The 14,111-nt window shown below is 64.2% G+C and carries 13 protein-coding genes and 1 tRNA gene; 12 read left to right on the top strand and 2 right to left on the bottom strand.

The window, feature by feature from the left end; translation table 11 throughout:
• Nucleotides 1-58: 58 nt before the first annotated feature.
• From ACTJI5_RS11790 to ACTJI5_RS11740, 11 genes are all read left to right on the top strand, one after another.
• Nucleotides 59-577 (top strand): DUF3617 domain-containing protein, encoded by a 519-nt coding sequence (locus ACTJI5_RS11790; RefSeq protein WP_056370746.1) that lies wholly within the window; start codon nucleotides 59-61, stop codon nucleotides 575-577.
• A 168-nt stretch (nucleotides 578-745) separates the two neighbouring features.
• Nucleotides 746-1,411 (top strand): hypothetical protein, encoded by a 666-nt coding sequence (locus tag ACTJI5_RS11785; protein WP_440860448.1) that lies wholly within the window; start codon nucleotides 746-748, stop codon nucleotides 1,409-1,411.
• 331 nt (nucleotides 1,412-1,742) lie between these two features.
• Complete coding sequence (locus ACTJI5_RS11780) at nucleotides 1,743-3,497, top strand: tetratricopeptide repeat protein (RefSeq protein ID WP_440860447.1); 1,755 nt, start codon at nucleotides 1,743-1,745, stop codon at nucleotides 3,495-3,497.
• Nucleotides 3,498-3,528: 31 nt separating this feature from the next.
• The gene (locus tag ACTJI5_RS11775) at nucleotides 3,529-4,728 is read left to right on the top strand and encodes a serine hydrolase domain-containing protein (RefSeq protein ID WP_440860446.1); all 1,200 of its coding nucleotides are present in this window, start codon (nucleotides 3,529-3,531) and stop codon (nucleotides 4,726-4,728) included.
• Nucleotides 4,729-4,774: 46 nt separating this feature from the next.
• Entirely contained in the window at nucleotides 4,775-5,011 is a 237-nt protein-coding gene (locus ACTJI5_RS11770) for an acyl carrier protein (RefSeq protein WP_003039428.1), read from the top strand.
• A gap of 169 nt (nucleotides 5,012-5,180) precedes the next feature.
• Nucleotides 5,181-6,440 carry a beta-ketoacyl-ACP synthase II gene (fabF, locus tag ACTJI5_RS11765; protein WP_137890616.1) on the top strand — a complete coding sequence of 420 codons (1,260 nt, stop codon included), beginning with the start codon at nucleotides 5,181-5,183 and terminating at the stop codon, nucleotides 6,438-6,440.
• Nucleotides 6,441-6,728: 288 nt separating this feature from the next.
• Nucleotides 6,729-7,670: an endolytic transglycosylase MltG gene (gene mltG, locus ACTJI5_RS11760; protein ID WP_440860445.1), complete on the top strand. Its 942-nt coding sequence runs from the start codon at nucleotides 6,729-6,731 to the stop codon at nucleotides 7,668-7,670.
• Nucleotides 7,671-7,775: 105 nt separating this feature from the next.
• Nucleotides 7,776-8,528 carry an alpha/beta fold hydrolase gene (locus ACTJI5_RS11755; protein WP_082639956.1) on the top strand — a complete coding sequence of 251 codons (753 nt, stop codon included), beginning with the start codon at nucleotides 7,776-7,778 and terminating at the stop codon, nucleotides 8,526-8,528.
• Nucleotides 8,529-8,670: 142 nt separating this feature from the next.
• Nucleotides 8,671-9,231 carry a peroxiredoxin gene (locus ACTJI5_RS11750; RefSeq protein WP_037511378.1) on the top strand — a complete coding sequence of 187 codons (561 nt, stop codon included), beginning with the start codon at nucleotides 8,671-8,673 and terminating at the stop codon, nucleotides 9,229-9,231.
• Between the two features lie 73 nt (nucleotides 9,232-9,304).
• Nucleotides 9,305-9,790 (top strand): 2'-5' RNA ligase family protein, encoded by a 486-nt coding sequence (locus ACTJI5_RS11745; RefSeq protein ID WP_440860527.1) that lies wholly within the window; start codon nucleotides 9,305-9,307, stop codon nucleotides 9,788-9,790.
• A 61-nt stretch (nucleotides 9,791-9,851) separates the two neighbouring features.
• Nucleotides 9,852-9,928: transfer RNA gene (locus tag ACTJI5_RS11740), tRNA-Met, on the top strand.
• A gap of 702 nt (nucleotides 9,929-10,630) precedes the next feature.
• Here ACTJI5_RS11740 and ACTJI5_RS11735 read toward each other — a convergent pair.
• Together ACTJI5_RS11735 and ACTJI5_RS11730 are read right to left on the bottom strand one after the other, a co-directional pair.
• Nucleotides 10,631-11,821 carry a lipid-transfer protein gene (locus ACTJI5_RS11735; protein WP_440860444.1) on the bottom strand — a complete coding sequence of 397 codons (1,191 nt, stop codon included), beginning with the start codon at nucleotides 11,819-11,821 and terminating at the stop codon, nucleotides 10,631-10,633.
• A gap of 135 nt (nucleotides 11,822-11,956) precedes the next feature.
• Nucleotides 11,957-12,850: a LysR family transcriptional regulator gene (locus ACTJI5_RS11730; RefSeq protein ID WP_310252362.1), complete on the bottom strand. Its 894-nt coding sequence runs from the start codon at nucleotides 12,848-12,850 to the stop codon at nucleotides 11,957-11,959.
• Nucleotides 12,851-12,943: 93 nt separating this feature from the next.
• On the opposite strand from ACTJI5_RS11730, the gene ACTJI5_RS11725 reads away from it, so the two are divergent.
• Nucleotides 12,944-14,086, top strand: a complete 1,143-nt coding sequence (locus ACTJI5_RS11725) for a CaiB/BaiF CoA transferase family protein (RefSeq protein WP_440860443.1) — start codon at nucleotides 12,944-12,946, stop codon at nucleotides 14,084-14,086.
• Nucleotides 14,087-14,111: the final 25 nt, after the last annotated feature.

Genomic DNA, 14,111 nt, shown 5'->3' with positions numbered 1-14,111 from the left:
CCACAATCGCAATGAATCAAAACAGAACCCCCGAACGAACAGTCACAGGAGACAGGGTATGAAGAAATTTCTGACGGTCGCCGCGATCGGCGCCCTCATCGCGGTGTCGGGTTGCGGCAAGAGCGAGAATGCGGCCGCCAGCGGTCCGGTGAAGCGCGAAGCCGGTAACTGGAAGACCGACGTCAAGCTGGTGAAGTTCGAAATGCCCGGCATGCCGCCCGAGGCGAAGGACCAGATGACGAAGATGATGGAAGGCGCCAGCGGCATGGACCAGTGCTTCACGCAGGAGCAGGTCGACAAGGAAGACATCGCGGCCGAACTCGCGAAGGGCCCGGGCAACGGCGGCGAATGCAAATGGTCGAAGAAGGATGTCGCGGGCGGCAAGATCGACATTGCCGGCACCTGCACGCAGAACGGCCAGACGGTCGACATGGCGATGGCGGGTACGATGGATGCCAAGAAGAACGACGTGACCATCACGACCAAGGGCAAAGCCCCGACCGGCGGCGACATGGAAATGGTCATGCAGATGACCAGCGTTCACACCGGTCCGTGCAAGGCACCGGCCACGACCTAAGCCCTCTATCTTTTGACGAAAAATGATGGGGCGTCGGTGGAAACCGGCGCCCCTTTCGTATATGCAGAGAAAAAATGGGGTCGCAAATATGCTTGGTTATGGGACGTTGGGCGCCGACGAGCTGACACCTGTGTGCGTTCGCGCCTTGCGCATCGAAGCCGTCTGAATTTGACCGGCTGGCTCGACCGCCGCGGGACCCCCCTCTGGCTCGGCCTCGCCGCCGGGCTGCTCGCGGTCGCGGCGGGATTGCTGGTGGGCGGCGATGCCGCCGAGCGCGCGGGGCTGGCAGCGCGATGGACCGCCCGCGCCGGCCTGCCGCTCTTCCTCGTCGCGTTTCTCGCATCGACGCTGGTGCGCCGCTGGCCGGGCGCGACAACGCGCGCGCTGCTTCGCCGACGGCGGCAATGGGGGCTGGGCTTCGCGCTCGCCCACACGATCCACCTCGTCGCGCTGGGCATTAACGTCATCGTCTATGCGCCGGGTCGGACCTGGCAGTCGCTCATCGGCGGCGGCCTCGCCTATGTCATCCTCTATCTGATGGTGCTGACCTCGACCGACGGGTGGCAGCGGCGGCTGGGCCAATGGTGGGGGCACCTGCACCGGTTCGGAATCTATTATATCTGGTTCATTTTTACCGCGAGCTACGCCGGGCGTGCCTTTGGCGCCGATCCGGACAAGCAGGTTGTCGGTATGGTCTTTGGCACCGTCATGGTCGCGGCGCTCGCGCTGCGCCTGTGGCCAGCACGGCGCGTTGAGGGGAGAGCGAGGGATGTCGACTTGCCGGGCGACAGAACAGGTGGGGCTGTCGGGCCGCCCGGCGAAGTCTTGAAATGAGGCCTGAGGGGGATCGAAGGGTGCCAGGGACCAGCTCGCACCTTTCGCCTTTTGGCCTCAACACCGCGTCATCGTAGGAATGCCGCGATGCCCAAAGGATGCCACAGTTTCGAAACTGTGGCAGTTACAAGGGGTCACATGCCGTTATGTTGCCATTTGATAACCAATCCTTAACCCGTTTTCGCGTTTTTCCTCGCAGATTGGCGCACGGCTTTTCTTCTGATATGGCGTAAGGTTTCCTTGTTACCGTTACGTCAAAGTAACAATGGGTGGCCGCGCTTGTTGATTGGCGTATCACCCGCACCGCCCGCCAGGGGTATTTGAGGGTAGCATGGACCAGGCGAAAACGAACGAGACACAGGACCCCGCCCAGGTCGATCGGATCATCGCGGGAGAACTCGAGCGCCTGCTCGATTCCCCGATGTTCACCCGCTCGCCAGTGCTGTCGCGGCTGCTGCAATTCCTTGTCGAGCACCGCCTTCGCGGCGGGCGCAGCTCGCCCAAGGCTTATGCCATCGCGACCGAGGCGCTCGGCCGCAGCGAAGATTTCGACCCCGCCGTCGACAGCTATCCGCGCGTCATGGTGGGGCGGCTGCGCAGCCTTCTCGACCGCTATTATGCCGATACGCCCTGGGTCCACCGGCTGCGCGTTCCGCAGGGCAGCTATGAAGTCGTCGTCCAGTATCGCGCGGCGCCCCCCTCGGCGCGGTCGGCCGACGACCCGGCTGGCGATGATGACGTCAAGACCGCAGGCGCCGCAGGGCGGACGACGGGGCGCGGCGGCGTCGTCCGGCGCGCGCCCGATCGCGGCGCCCACTTTGGTCGCTGGATCGTCGTCCTCATCCTCCTCGCGCTCGCGCTCTTCACGCTCTGGACGCTCCGCGGCGGCGACCGGCTGTTCGTCGGCGACCCGGTGCCGGTCCCCTTGCTCGAAGTCAGCGCGCCGGCCGCGGGAAATCTGCCCCAATCGCGCGCGCTCGCCCGGGCGCTCGATGGAAAGCTGCGCGACGGGCTGCGGCGCTTCGATCTCGTCGACCTCCTGAGTTCGAAGGCGCCGGGCAGTGCGGTCACCGGCAAAAGCGACTATCGGCTCGACACATCGCTCGTCCGCACGGTCGAGGGCAACACCGACGTCACGCTCGTTCTCAACCGCGTCGCGGACCAGCGCGCCATCTGGTCGCAACAATTGCGCCTGACACAGGATGAAACGCCCGAATTTACCGCAATCGAGCCGCTGATCGCGCAGCTTGCCGGGGATTATGGCGTGATCGTGCGCGACCAGGTTCAGCGCCAGCCCGACAATTTCTCGCCCGGCTTCCCGTGCCTCGCGCAGTTCAACCGGGTGCGCCAGATGCGCAATACCGCGAACGTGAAACAGGTCGACGCCTGCCTGCGCGCGACCCTCAAGGCCAACCCGCGCGATCCCGTCACGCTCACCGCACTGTCGCTCGTGCGCTATGGCGACTGGCAGCCGCAGCGGATGACGCCGGCGGGGCGCGAGGCGTTTGCCGAAGCGCGGGCGCTGGCGCAGCGCTCGTATGAAAGCAGCCCCAATTCGTCGGCGGGCATGTTCGCGATGGCGCGCGCCAATTTCTATACGGGCAATTGTGCGGCCGGCAATGCGATGGGCGACGCCGCGATCGCGCTCAATCCCTATGATGCCGACATGGCGGGCTTTCTCGGCCTGTTCAAGCTGACATGCGGGATGGGGCCCGAGGGCGAGCTGTTGCTCCGGCGGTCGCTCCAGCTCGATTCTTCCTATCCCGGCGTTCCGGCGGTCACGCTCGCTTTCACGCTGTCGGAGCGCGGCGAACAGGATGAGGCGCGGCGGATCCTCGATCAGATGCCGTCGCCGAGCAATATGGAGCCGCAATATATGATGGTGCGCGCGATCGTGCAGGCGCGGCAGGGCCAGGTGGCGGAGGCGCGCGCGCAATGGCAGCGGCTGCTCGCCTATACGCGCCAGCCCGCCGATGCGACGCCCGAACGGGTGCTGGGCCGGTTCATCATCACCCCGGTGGTGATCCAGCGCGCCTCGGCCGCGCTTCGCGATTCGGGCGTCGTTGCGGCCAAGGCGGCGCCTTGACGCTGCGCCGCGTGCTGCGCAGAGTGGCGCCATGCTCTCGCTTCTAGCCCTGCTGACTTCGGTCGCGTCGCCCGCCCCCGCCGCCGTGGCAGTGCATTTCAACCGCGAAGGACAGGTCGAGGCGCGCGTCGCCCAGAGGCTGGCCGACCGGGCGAGCGGCCGCGCGATCACGCCCGACGATCCGGTGCGCGTCGCTTCTGTCTCCAAGCTGATCGTCGCGCTCGGCGTGCTGCGGCTGGTCGAGGCGGGCAAGCTCGATCTCGACCGCGACGTGTCGGACTATCTCGGCTGGCGGCTGCGCCATCCTGCTTATCCCGACCGGCCGATCAGCCTGGCGCAGTTGCTGGGGCACCGGTCCGGCCTCAACGACCAAACCGACTATGCACTGCCGCTGGATGCCGATCTCGAAACCGCGCTCCGCAATCCCGCCGCCTGGGACAAGGCGCGTCCGCCGGGGGGCGACTTCGCCTATGCCAATTTCAATTATCCGGTCGTTGCCGCCGCGATCGAGGGGGCAACCGGCGAGCGCTTCGACCAGGCGATGACGCGGCTCGTTTTTCGTCCGCTCGGCCTCGATGCCTGCTTCAACTGGCCGACGTGCAGCGACGCTGCGGTCGCGCGGGCCGTCGTGCTGTCCGATGCCGAGGGCAATGTCGTGCGCGATGACCTGAAGGGCGCGCGGCCCGCCTGTCCGGTCGTGCCGGCGGCGAACGGCGGCTGCGACCTCGCCACCTATCGTCTCGCCCGCCACGGCGCGGGGTTCAGCCCGCAAGGCGGGGTTCGCATCTCGGCGAACGGCCTCGCGCGGATCGGCATCATGCTGCTGCGCCGCGGCGAGGGCTTTCTGAAACCCGAAAGCCTTGCCCGGCTCGAAGCGATGGCGCGCGTCCGCCCCACAAGCGGCGAGGGGACGGGCGGCTTTTTCTGCGAATATGGCATAGCTATGCACAGCACCGGCGGCCCGGCGCTTCGCGACCCCGCCTGCCGCGACGACCTGTTCGGCGACGGCCGTTTGCGCCGCGGCCATTCGGGCGATGCCTATGGATTGCGCTCGGGCCTGTGGTTCGACCTTGAAGGCGGCGATGGCATTGCCTATTTCGTCACGCAGGTGCCGGAGGGGCAGAAAGGGACACGGTCGGCATATAGCGCTGCAGAGGAAGTCTTGGTCGACGCGGCGCTTCGCCGCACGGCCGATGCCAGCCCTCTTGCCAGCCCCGCCCACGGGCACTAGGGCAATTTTCAACATTCACGACATAGTCAGAAAAAAGGAACTGTGCATGAGCGATTCGGCCGAAAAGGTTAAAAAGATCGTCGTCGAACATCTGGGCGTCGAAGCCGACAAGGTCACCGAAGAAGCGAGCTTCATCGACGATCTGGGCGCCGACAGCCTCGACATCGTCGAGCTGGTGATGGCGTTCGAAGAAGAATTCGGCGTCGAAATCCCCGACGATGCGGCGGAAAAGATCGCCACCGTCAAGGATGCGATCGACTATATCGAAGCGAACAAGGGCTGATCGGGCCCGGTCCGGCCTAGCCGGACGCGGCGGCGACGCCGCCCACGCGTTTCCGGCTTCCCGGTCCCGAGCGTTCGCGCGCAGTGGCCGGGAAGCTTTTTTTATGGATATGCGTTTTCAAACGTGACGCGGCGCCCTGCGGGGGCAGGGGCCGATGAAAGGAATGACTATGCGCCGGGTTGTGGTGACGGGTTTGGGTTTGGTGACGCCGCTGGGCGCCGATGTGGAAACCACATGGGCCAATCTGCTCGCGGGCAAATCGGGCGCCGGGACGATCACCCATTTCGATGCGTCGGACCAGAAATGCACGATCGCGTGCGAAGTGAAGGGCCCTGACCATGAATATGGGTTCGATCCGGGCAAGCGCGTCGACCACAAGGTCCAGCGCCAGGTCGATCCCTTCATCATCTATGGCATCGACGCCGCGGGGCAGGCTATCGAGGACGCGGGCCTTGAGGACATGTCCGAGGAAATGAAACTGCGCGCCGGCTGCTCGATCGGTTCGGGAATCGGCGGGCTGCCGGGCATCGAAAGCGAAAGCTTGCTGCTCGCCGAAAAGGGTCCGGGCCGCGTTTCGCCGCACTTCGTCCACGGCCGTTTGATCAACCTGATCTCGGGTCAGGTCAGCATCAAATACGGCCTGCAAGGGCCCAACCACGCCGTCGTCACCGCCTGCTCGACCGGCGCGCATTCGATCGGCGACGCCGCGCGCATGATCCGCGACGATGACGCCGACATCATGCTCGCGGGCGGCGCCGAGGCGACGATCTGTCCGATCGGCATCGCGGGCTTCGCGCAGGCGCGCGCGCTCAACATGAGCTATAACGACCGCCCCGAACAGGCGAGCCGCCCCTATGACAAGGACCGCGACGGCTTTGTGATGGGCGAGGGCGCGGGTGTCGTCGTGCTCGAGGAATATGAGCATGCCAAGGCGCGCGGCGCGAAAATTTACGCCGAAGTCGTCGGTTACGGCCTGTCGGGTGACGCCTATCATGTGACCGCGCCGCACCCCGACGGTTCGGGCGCGTATCGTTCGATGGAAATGGCGCTGAAAAAGGCGGGCATGACCGCCGCGGACATCGACTATATCAACGCGCACGGAACCTCGACGATGGCCGACACGATCGAACTCGGCGCGGTGAAGCGCCTGTTCGGCAACGAAATCGCCAATGTGTCGATGAGCTCGACCAAGTCCGCTATCGGCCACCTGCTCGGCGGCGCCGGCGCGGTCGAGACGATCTTCTGCATCCTCGCAATCCGCGACCAGATCGTCCCGCCGACGCTTAACCTCGACAATCCCGACGAAGGCACCGACGGCGTCGACCTCGTCCCGCACACGGCGAAGAAGCGCGAAGTGAAGGCCGCGCTCAACAACAGCTTCGGTTTCGGCGGCACCAACGCCAGCGTCATCGTCAAGGCGGTCGACTGATTATTCGATCCTCCCTGCGGCGAAGCCGTGGGAAGGGGGACCGCCGGCGAAGCCGGTGGTGGAGGGGCCGTGGCGTTATAGCCCCTCCGTCAGCGCTTCCCGCTGCCACCTCCCCATCGCTGCGCGACAGGGAGGATCAAAACCTCTTTCCTACATTGCACCGCCATGCTCTAGCAGCAGGGCGTTCGCCGAGGCTTCGCTCAAAGCCACAAAGGACACAAAAAGACGATGCACATGCGGGTCTTTTGTGGCTTTAAGCAGGGGCCATCCAACCGACGGGAGAAAAGCGTGCATCCGTTCCGCAGGCTGACGATCACGATCTTGGCGCTCCTCCTCGCCGCCTGCTCGGGCGGCGCGCCCAAGGATGCCGAAGTCGTCGTCCCGCCGGGCGCGAGCATCGCGAAGGCGGGGCAGATCCTCGAGGAGGCCGGGCTCGTCTCGGCATCGAGCTTTCGCAACGAAGCGCGCTTCTTCGGCTCGGACGACCCGATCAAGCCCGGCGAATACAAGGTCGAGAAGGGGATGGACGCGGGCGACATTCTCGAGCTCTTCCAGTCGGGCAAGACGATCCAGCGCATGGTCATGATCCCCGAGGGCATGCCCTCGATCATGGTGTGGGACCGGCTGATGGCCGAAAAGCGGCTGAAGGGCGAAATCCCGGTTCCCGCCGAGGGCAGCATCCTACCCGACAGCTACGCCTTCACCACCGGCGAGACCCGCGCCGCGGTCGTGAAGCGCATGCAGGCGGCGATGGACAAGGCGTTCAACGAGCTTTGGGCCAAACGCACGCCGCGCACTGCGGTCAAGGACCGCAACCAGGCGATGACGCTGGCGTCGATCGTCGAAAAGGAAACCGGCGTCGCCGCCGAGCGCCGCACCGTCGCGGGCGTCTATACCAACCGCCTCGGCGTCGGCATGCGGCTTCAGGCCGACCCGACGATCATCTATCCGATCACCAAGGGTAAACCGCTCGGGCGCCGCATATTACGCTCCGAAATCCAGGCGGTGAACGGGTACAACACCTACAGCATGATCGGCCTGCCGCAGGGCCCGATCGCCAACCCCGGCAAGGCCTCGATCGCCGCGGTGCTCGATCCCGAAGCGAACGACTATCTCTTCTTTGTCGCGAAGGGCGACGGCGGTCACATCTTCGCGCGCACGCTCGCCGAACATAATGCCAATGTGCAGAAATGGTATCAGCTGCGGCGCGACCGCGGGGAGATGGAGTAGCGATCCCCAAAAGATCGTCATCCCGGCGAAGGCCGGGATCTCGACATTGCGGATCAGAGCCACGGTGAGATCCCGGCCTTCGCCGGGATGACGAACGGGGGACCAATGGTGACCGCGAAGCTCTTCATCCACGGGGTCCCCGACAGCCCCGCCATCTGGCGTCCGCTGCTCGCCGCGCTCGACCTCGGCGACACCCCGGTCGTGGTGCCCGCGCTTCCCGGCTTCACCGCTCCGCTGCCTGCCGGTTTTGCCGCGACCAAGGAAGCCTATGCCGACTGGGCGGTGGAGCAGACGGAGGCGCTGGTCGCGGCGCACGGCCCGATCGACATCGTCGGCCACGACTGGGGCGCGCTCATCGCGCAGCGCGCCGCGATGCTGCGCCCCGATTTGATCCGCAGCTGGGCGGTTTCGAACGCGGTGATCGATCCCGAATATCGCGGCCACCGGATCGCGCGCATCTGGAACACGCCGGTGCTGGGCGAAATCTTCATGGCGCTCAGCAAACCCGGCAAGCTTGCCGAAGGGCTGGCGGCGCAGGGTATGCCCGCCGACATCGCGCACGAAGAGGCGGCGCAATGGGCGAACAAGGACAAGCGCCGCGCGATCCTGAAACTTTATCGTTCGGCAAACGGGCTCAGTTTCGAGCATGACTGGGCGCGCGATATCGGCAAGCTGCCCGCGAACGGCACGCTGATCTGGGGCGAGGGCGATCCCTATGTCGAACTGTCGGTGGCGCAGCGCTTCGCCGCGAACACCGGCACACCGCTGACGGTGATCGAAAGGGCAGGGCATTGGGCGATCGCCGAACGGCCTGCCGAAGTCGCCGCCGCGCTGCGCAGATTCTGGGCCAGCCTATAGCTCCTCACCCGCATCCGGCATTCGAATTTTTGCAATCCGAGTTAATCGATAAATCCGATCAACCTTTGCCAATTTATCGATTGGACCGCAGCAGCCTTTCATGCGCTTAGGCGCACGAAACCAACAACAGAAAGGCTCTCCCATGATCAATCAGCCCGTTCCCGCCGTCACGCTCAAGACCCGCGTGCGCGACGAAGCCGTCGACGGCCCGAACCCGTTCCGCTGGCAGGATGTCGACACCGGCGAGCTGTTCGGCGAAGGCCGCCACATCCTGTTCGGCCTGCCCGGCGCCTACACCCCGACCTGCTCGAACGAACAGTGCCCGGGCTTCGAGCGTCTGCACGGCGACTTCGCCGCTGAAGGCGTCGCCGACATCCATTGCATCAGCGTCAACGACGCCTTCGTGATGTACAACTGGGGCAAGAACCTCGGCGTCGAAAATGTGAAGATGGTTCCCGACGGTTCGGGCGCCTTCACGCGCCGCATGGGCATGCTGATCAACAAGGATCACCTTGGCTTCGGCATGCGCAGCTGGCGCTACACCGCGATCGTCGATGACGGCGTCGTGGTCCAGATGTTCGTCGAACCCGGCATCAACGACGTCGGCACCGACAGCGATCCCTATGTCGAATCGACGCCTGAAAAGGCGCTCGAGTGGGTGAAGGCGAACCCCTACCAGGGCAAGCTGTCGCAGGCGGCTTAAACCGATAAGCGGCCCGGCATCCCCCCCTCCCGTCCGGGCCGCTGGCGCCGTACCCATCATCGTGACCGCGACGATGGGTGCGGCGGACCAGCTTCACTTCAACAATCTGCGCGCGGCGCATTATCCGCCCGAGCGGAATCACCTCGCGGCGCACGTCACGCTGTTTCACCAGCTGCCCCCGTCGTGTCTCGACGAACTCGACCGGCTGATTCGCCGCATCGCCGCCGACACGCCGCCTCCTGCCGCAAACCTGCGCGAGATCTATTCGCTCGGCGGCGGCGTCGCCTTTCGCATCGACAGCGCAGACCTGCTGGCGATTCGCGAGCGTATCGCCGATCATTTCACCGGAATGCTGACGCTGCAGGACCAGGGAACGCCGCGGCTCCACGTCACCGTCCAGAACAAGGTGGAACCCGCACAGGCGCGCGCGCTCCTCGCCGAACTCGCCGCCGGCTTCCGGCCGCGCGCGCTGACGATCGCGGGTCTCGCCGCGCATCACTACCTCGGCGGCCCGTGGCAACCGGCCTTCGCACGCAATTTTCGCGGAGTGCGCACATGATATTGACCAGCGCGAATGCCCTGCCTATAGGCGCTGCTCGCCCATCGCGGCGGCCCTTCGGGGCGGAGTAGCTCAGCTGGTTAGAGCAGCGGAATCATAATCCGCGTGTCGGGGGTTCGAGTCCCTCCTCCGCTACCAACCTATCTAAGTTTTTGAATTAATTAGCTAATTTGTGGAGCAGATCGTTGCCACATCTATCGGCCGTCCCATCTAACTCTTTGAAATCCTGAGGGCCGGACTTTGGCTTTCGGCTCCGGGCGGGGTTGGTCGAACTCGCAGATTCGCGAGGATCGAGCGCGCGTTGCTGTTTCATGTCGGTGATCGAGGACGGGCTGTGCCAGCCTGTCATGAGGCCAGTCTGGCCGAGCGGGAATGTGGAGAGGCTGAGATCGGCGCGCGCTTGCCGTCCGCGAGATAGCCGAACCCAGAAGCAGGGCATAAAAGCCTGGATTTCTTGACGATGGAAAATGCCAGGAGCGCATTCAAATCAATGAACCTCGCTCTCCAGAGATGTCGGATGGCGATCGTGTGTCGGGGCTGACGGCGGAGGCAACATTCGGTGAGAATGGATGTGTCGTTCGGCAGGAGTCATTGGCATCGATGGGGGTCTGTTCATCCCAAAATGCCCGCTTTTTATGATTTGAGCCTAGAAGCAGACTGTCTCCAACCGGCCATCTCCACCAGTTCAAGTCCCGCGATATTCGTCATTGAACTATGTGTTTTTCGTCGAGTGGATATCCTGGCTGGGATGTGCCGTCTGGATTCCAGCCGGTGCGGCTCAGCATCGACTGCTTTGTCACTATGCTGAGCCTCCGACCATTTTTGCTAGAAGTTACAAGCTCAGACCTTTTCGTACAGCGTGACAACGCATGCTCCGCCAAGGCCGAGATTATGCTGAAGTGCATGGCGTATACCATCGACCTGGCGTGTGTCGGCGGTACCGCGAAGTTGATGGGTCAATTCATAGCATTGAGCAAGGCCGGTGGCGCCGAGCGGGTGGCCCTTGGACAAAAGCCCGCCTGACGGATTGGTGACGACGCGCCCGCCATAGCTGTTGTCGCCATCGGCGATGAATTTCTGCGCCCCGCCTTCGGGGCAAAGGCCGAGCCCTTCATAGGTGATCAGTTCATTATGCGCGAAGCAGTCGTGCAGTTCGACGACGCGGATGTCGTCGGGGCCGACACCGGCGGCCTCATAGACCTGCCGCGCCGCCCGGCCGGTCATGTCGTAGCCGACAACTTGCATCATGTCGTTGGCATCGAAGGTCGAGGGCTGGTCCGAAACCATTGCCTGTGCGGCAATGCGGACGCCGGGCGTGAGGCCGTTGCGTTTGGCAAATTCTGGCGAGACGAGGATGGCGGCTGCGGCGCCGCAGGTCGGCGGGCAGGCCATCGGGCGCGTCATCACGCCGGGCCAGATTAGCTGTTCGCCGAGCACATCGGCCTCGCTCATTTCCTTGCGGAACACCGAAAGCGGATTGTTCACCGCATGGCGGCTCGCCTTGGCGCGGATCTTGGCGAAATCCTCCATCGTCGTGCCATATTTCTGCATGTGCGAGAGCCCGGCTCCGCCGAAATATTTGAGCGCGAGGGGGAGTTCGGTATCGACGAGCGCATCGGTTGCGGTGTTGAAGTCGACAAAAGGGCTCGGTCGGTCGGTAAAGGTTGCGCCGAGCGCGCCCGGCGTCATCTGTTCGAAGCCGACCGCGATGGCGCAATCCACCGCGCCGCTCGCGACCGCCTGCCGCGCCAGATAGAGCGCGGTCGAACCCGTCGAGCAATTATTGTTGACGTTGAACACCGGAATGCCGGTCAGCCCGACCTGATAGACGACGCGCTGGCCGCAACAGCTGTCGCCATAGACATAGCCGGCATAAGCCTGTTCCACATCGGCATAGTCGATGCCGCCGTCGGCGAGCGCGAGGCGGATCGCTTGCGATCCCATCTCATCATAGGCGGGACCGGCGCCCGGCTTAGTGAAGGGGACCATGCCCACACCGGCGACAAGGACTTCGCGTTCAGATTTGGCCATTTTTCTTCTCTCCGACAGATTCATTGTTCCGTGGAGGCGTATCGGATGCCCGCCGACGTTGGGTCCAATTCAAAATAGTAGAGAACTATTCGTTTATGGAATAATTCTCGCCATCGGGACCGGAGTGGACGCAGCTTAGCCCAGCCTCTCGCGCACTTGTGCGATCATTGCCCTGGTCGCTGGCTTTGCGGGCCAGCGGGCCCGCACCGCGCAGCATAGCGGCGGCCCTTCGAAAAAATTCGTATCCCGCAGGGCCACGAACCGTTCCTGGAATCGCCGGCTGTTCGCAAATTCGACGGCAACGAAACCGATGGTATCCGACGAGGCGACGACGCGCTCGATGAGCGGGAAAAAATCCATCACATGCAGGCGGTCACCCAAGGCTTGCCCGCTTGCTTCATACATCCGGCGTACCGCGGTTGTGTAGGGTTCGGAGGACGAAGGGACGACGAAATCGAACTGGGTGAGCGTCTCCACCGTCACCGGGCCCATGGCAAGGATCGGATGCTCGCGGCGGACAAACGGTACGGCGTCGAGCACGCCCATCTTCTCGCACTTGAACTGGGCCCAGTTGGCGAATGCCGCGTGCATGCCGAAAGCCACATCGATGTCGCCGCGCGTCAGGAGCTGGACCCCCCGTTCGCTGGACCCCGTCACCATCTCGATGCGAATGCTGGGGCGACGGTGCAGCAGTGCGAGGAGCGGCTCGGTCAGCATCCACTCGAGCGAGCCCGGGAAGATGCCGATGCGCAAAAGCCCCTTGTACGGGTCGGCGCTTCGCTCGGTGTCGCCCACCAGTTCGGCGGCATCGGACAGGAGACGCGAGGCGCGGTCGATGAAATCGCGCCCCTCTTCGGTCAGCAGCGCGCCGCGCGAGGTCCGGTGAAACAAGGGATAGCCAAGCTGCCGCTCAAGATCGGCGACGCTCTTGGTCACCGCCGATTGGGTGACGCCGACATCGTCCGCCGCGCGCGAGAAGGAACCGAGCTTTCCCACCGCCACGGCATGCTTCAATCGGGAATCGAACATATCATTCCTCTCAGGCATGATTCGCGAAGATAATGAATTAGAGCAAATAGGCCGGTTCCGCCAATCTTTCCCTTTTCAACGAGGAGAGGATTTATGGCCGGACCTTTGGCTGGACTGCGGATTATCGAGATTGCCGGCATCGGGCCGGGGCCGTTTTGCGGCATGATGCTTGCGGATCATGGCGCGGAGGTGATCCGCATCGAGCGCCCCGGCGACGGTCCGGGCTTCGCGCCCGGGGTTGCCGACGACATATTGGCGCGCTCGCGGCGGTCGGTCATGGTCGATCTCAAAACGCCCGAGGGCATCGCGATTATCCGTGATCTGTGTCGCACGGCCGACGGCCTGATCGAGGGGTTTCGTCCGGGGGTGATGGAGCGCTTGGGTCTTGGGCCGGACGTCCTGTTGCAGGACAATCCGCGCCTCGTTTACGGCCGGATGACCGGCTGGGGGCAGGAGGGCCCCTACGCACACACTGCAGGGCACGACATCAACTATATCGCGCTTTCGGGCAATCTGCACACCTATGGGCGCGCGGGCCAGAAGCCAACACCGCCCGCCAATGCCGTCGGCGATTTCGGCGGTGGCGGGATGATGCTCGCTTTCGGAATGGTGAGCGCGATCCTTCATGCCCGGCAAAGCGGCCAGGGTCAGGCAATCGACTGTGCGATGGTCGATGGCGCCGCGGTGCTGGCGAGCATGATCTGGTCCTTCTATGGAAATGGTCACTGGCGGGATGAACGTGGCGCCAATCTGCTTGATACGGGGGCTCCGTTTTACGACAGCTATGAAACCGCGGACGGCAAGTTCATCGCCATCGGTCCGGTCGAGCCGCAATTTTACCGTGAACTGCTTCGGTTGGTCGAAGCGACGGACCTGCCGTCCAATCATTTCGACGCCAGGACATGGCCGGAGATGGGGGCCAGCCTTGACCAACTGTTCCGGATGCGGACCCGGGAAGAGTGGTGCGCCCTGCTCGAGGGTTCCGATGCCTGTTTCGCGCCGGTGTTGTCGCTGTCCGAGGCGCCGCTGCATCCACATAATCAGCAACGCGGCACCTTCCTTTGTGTCGATGGCAAAATCCAGCCCGCTCCGGCACCGCGCTACACCCGGACTGTGACCGAAAAGCCCCGGATGTCGCGCGCCGCGGGCGAGGATAGCGCAGAAGTGCTCTCCTCGGTGGGCTATGACGTCGCGCACATCGCCGACCTGAAGGCGCGGGGTATCATTGGCGGCTAAAAAAACGAGGCGCGGCCGGAGAGGA

Source organism: Sphingopyxis sp. 22461 (assembly GCF_052044915.1).
Lineage (GTDB): Bacteria > Pseudomonadota > Alphaproteobacteria > Sphingomonadales > Sphingomonadaceae > Sphingopyxis.
Note: the sequence above shows the minus strand (reverse complement) of the source record. Positions and strands in the feature narration are given on the sequence as shown.

What these genes read in the sequence shown, in the direction of transcription:
- ACTJI5_RS11790 (WP_056370746.1), top strand. Translation starts at nt 59, where the DNA reads ATGAAGAAATTTCTGACGGTCGCCGCGATCGGCGCCCTCATCGCGGTG.
- ACTJI5_RS11780 (WP_440860447.1), top strand. Translation starts at nt 1,743, where the DNA reads ATGGACCAGGCGAAAACGAACGAGACACAGGACCCCGCCCAGGTCGAT.
- ACTJI5_RS11775 (WP_440860446.1), top strand. Translation starts at nt 3,529, where the DNA reads ATGCTCTCGCTTCTAGCCCTGCTGACTTCGGTCGCGTCGCCCGCCCCC.
- ACTJI5_RS11770 (WP_003039428.1), top strand. Translation starts at nt 4,775, where the DNA reads ATGAGCGATTCGGCCGAAAAGGTTAAAAAGATCGTCGTCGAACATCTG.
- fabF (WP_137890616.1), top strand. Translation starts at nt 5,181, where the DNA reads ATGCGCCGGGTTGTGGTGACGGGTTTGGGTTTGGTGACGCCGCTGGGC.
- ACTJI5_RS11755 (WP_082639956.1), top strand. Translation starts at nt 7,776, where the DNA reads ATGGTGACCGCGAAGCTCTTCATCCACGGGGTCCCCGACAGCCCCGCC.
- ACTJI5_RS11750 (WP_037511378.1), top strand. Translation starts at nt 8,671, where the DNA reads ATGATCAATCAGCCCGTTCCCGCCGTCACGCTCAAGACCCGCGTGCGC.
- ACTJI5_RS11745 (WP_440860527.1), top strand. Translation starts at nt 9,305, where the DNA reads ATGGGTGCGGCGGACCAGCTTCACTTCAACAATCTGCGCGCGGCGCAT.
- ACTJI5_RS11735 (WP_440860444.1), bottom strand. Translation starts at nt 11,821, where the DNA reads ATGGCCAAATCTGAACGCGAAGTCCTTGTCGCCGGTGTGGGCATGGTC.
- ACTJI5_RS11730 (WP_310252362.1), bottom strand. Translation starts at nt 12,850, where the DNA reads ATGTTCGATTCCCGATTGAAGCATGCCGTGGCGGTGGGAAAGCTCGGT.
- ACTJI5_RS11725 (WP_440860443.1), top strand. Translation starts at nt 12,944, where the DNA reads ATGGCCGGACCTTTGGCTGGACTGCGGATTATCGAGATTGCCGGCATC.